Raw genomic sequence first — 2,236 nt, 5'->3', positions numbered from 1 at the left:
TGAACACGTCGTTGGGCGGGTCCTCGCCGTCCACGGGGCCGACCTCGACCGAGACTTCGCCGGTCACGCCCGGCAGCGCCCGGACCCGGTACCCGCCCAACGACGTGTTCAAGCTTGTGGTGAAGGTGGACGGGGAGGTCAAGGAGACCTACCCCTCGGTGTCCGCCCGGCGCACCAAGGACAACGTCGTCACGAAGGTCCGGGAGAAGTCGCAGACCATCGCCCTGGAGGAAGCGGCCCGGGGAACCGCGGCCAAGCCCGATGCCCAGGCGGTGGTACTCGCACCGCAACCGGATACGCCCGGCGCGACCGGAGTGCCGGCGGCGCCGGAGTCGCTGTCGGCCGACGACTACGTGGGCGACGCGGACCAGCGGACCGGGTTCGGCGGTCTGGAGGCCATCGAGGAGATCACGATGGTGGCCGTACCCGACCTGATGAGCGCGCACCAGCGCGGGACCATCGACGCCGAGACCGTCATCGCGGTACAGCAGGCGCTGATCGCCCACTGCGAGCTGATGGGTGACCGGGTGGCCATCCTCGACGCGCCGCCCGGGCTCTCCCCGCAGCAGATCAAGACCTGGCGGCTGGACACGGCCGGCTTCGACTCCAAGTTCGCGACGCTCTACTACCCGTGGATCAAGGTGTTCGACCCGTCGATCGGCCGGAACGCACTGGTACCGCCGAGTGGGCACATCGCCGGGGTGTGGGCTCGCAGCGACGAGTCACGCGGGGTGCACAAGGCACCGGCGAACGAGGTCCTCCGGGGCGTGGTCGGCCTCCAGACGCAGATCACCAAGGGGGAGCACGACCTGCTCAACCCCCTCGGGGTCAATTGTGTCCGGTCCTTCCCGGGCCGGGGCATCCGGGTGTGGGGCGCGCGCACCCTCGCCTCCGACGCCGCATGGCGCTATCTGAATGTGCGCCGGCTCTTCAACTACCTGGAGGAGTCGATCCTGACCGGCACGCAGTGGGTGGTCTTCGAGCCGAACGACGACGCCCTGTGGGCCCGTGTCCGGCGCACCATCTCCGCGTTCCTGGTCAACGAGTGGCGCAAGGGCGCTCTGTTCGGGCTCACCCCGGACGAGGCGTTCTACGTGAAGTGCGACCGGGAGACGAATCCCGCCGAGAGCATCGACGCGGGCATGGTCATCTGCGAGGTCGGGGTGGCTCCGGTCAAGCCCGCTGAATTCGTGGTGTTCCGGCTCTCCCAGTTGTCGGGCGGTACGGGATCGGTCGACGAGTAGTACACGGCACACAGCACGACGGAACGAGCACATGACGGATTGCCGGACCGGGGGAATACCGGGTCGCCCCATATGACCCGTACCCGTCCGAGCGGTTGAACGCCGTCGTCCGATTCGCGGAGAAGAAAAGGAGGCCGGAATGCCACTTCCCGATCTTGACAGCTCGGTTGGCCATTCCTTCGGGCTGGAGTTCGACGGTGTGGTGATCAAGCAGATCACCGAGGTCAGCGGCCTGAAGATGGAGCAGGACGTCATCGAGCTGAAGCAGAACACCGCCGACGGGAAATACGCCGTAAAGAAGCTGCCGGGACGCCCCAAGGCGGGCGAAGTGACCGTCACCCGGGGGCTGACCGAGGACAACAGTTTCGAGGCGTGGATCAAAGCCTCCCGGTTCGGGAAAATGGGCGACGCGCGGAAGAACGGCGCCATCGTCGTCTACGACTACGAGGGCGTCGCGATCAAGCGCTATCAGCTCGTGAACGCCTGGCCGAAGTCGTTGGAGATCGGCACGCTGAAGGCGGGTGACACCTCCGTCCTCACCGAGAAGCTCGCCATCACCTACGAGAGCATGGAAGTCGCCTGATGCGTCGGACGATGCCCGCGCCCTCGCGGCAGGCACCACAGACGCGGGAGCCGGAGCAGGCGGGAGCGGCCGGGACGGGTGAGCAGGGTGCCGGTGCGGAGCGTGACACGCTCCGCACCGAGTTCTCCTTCGAACTGCCCCGGGGGTACGTGGACGACTCCGGCACCGTGCACCGCCACGGTGTGATGCGGCTGGCCACCGCCCGCGACGAACTCATCCCGCTGCGGGACGACCGGGTGCGAGAGAACTCCGCCTACCTCTCGGTGGTGCTGATCGCCCGGGTGATCACCCGGCTCGGCGCCGTCGAGGACGTCCACGCGGGCATCGTGGAGAACCTGTTCGCCTCGGACCTCGCGTTCCTCCAGGACTTCTACCGGCGGATCAACGCGGAGGGACACACCCGCGCGGC

The 2,236-nt window shown here is 67.8% G+C and carries 3 protein-coding genes; all 3 read left to right on the top strand.

Annotated elements, in window-relative coordinates:
- The coding region (locus BFF77_RS32030) for a phage tail sheath family protein (RefSeq protein WP_107422312.1) at window positions 1-1,244 on the top strand (1,244 nt) is incomplete at its 5' end.
- Between the two features lie 139 nt (window positions 1,245-1,383).
- A complete protein-coding gene (locus tag BFF77_RS32025) occupies window positions 1,384-1,827 on the top strand; it encodes a phage tail protein (RefSeq protein ID WP_066957067.1) in 444 nt (147 codons plus the stop codon).
- Window positions 1,827-2,236: hypothetical protein (locus tag BFF77_RS32020; protein ID WP_066957064.1), on the top strand; the 410-nt coding region annotated here is incomplete at its 3' end. The genes BFF77_RS32025 and BFF77_RS32020, both read left to right, overlap by 1 nt.

Origin of the sequence: Streptomyces lushanensis (assembly GCF_001700515.1) — a bacterium.
GTDB lineage: Bacteria > Actinomycetota > Actinomycetes > Streptomycetales > Streptomycetaceae > Streptomyces > Streptomyces lushanensis.
Note: the sequence above shows the minus strand (reverse complement) of the source record. Positions and strands in the feature narration are given on the sequence as shown.

Coding starts and splice junctions, on each gene's coding strand:
- BFF77_RS32025 (WP_066957067.1), top strand. CDS start 1,384: ATGCCACTTCCCGATCTTGACAGCTCGGTTGGCCATTCCTTCGGGCTG.